Annotated in this window: 1 pseudogene; it reads right to left on the bottom strand. The window is 49.0% G+C overall.

The window, feature by feature from the left end:
* Positions 1 to 16: 16 nt before the first annotated feature.
* A pseudogene (locus tag CWC03_RS23335) lies at positions 17 to 263 on the bottom strand (hypothetical protein); the annotation flags it as partial.

Raw genomic sequence — 263 nt, 5'->3', positions numbered from 1 at the left:
AAGGGTAAGAGTCATCTCAGTATTGCCAATTGCCTCCGTCAATGGCATCGAGGTAGGTAGCGGCCCCTGCGACCACACCGATAGGCATACCACTACCGACGATTTTGCCGTATGATGCCATATCGGCCTTAATGCAAAGCAAACCTTGAACACCCCCGGGCGGTGCTATAACGCAATTGATCATTTCGTCAAAAATAAGGGCACTACCATGTGCTTCAGTGAGCGTACGTAGTTTACGTAAAAATGCCCAAGGCGGATTTTCA

The organism is Pseudoalteromonas sp. S2755 (genome assembly GCF_005886535.1).
Classification (GTDB): domain Bacteria; phylum Pseudomonadota; class Gammaproteobacteria; order Enterobacterales; family Alteromonadaceae; genus Pseudoalteromonas.
This window is presented reverse-complemented; position numbering and strand designations above follow the sequence as displayed.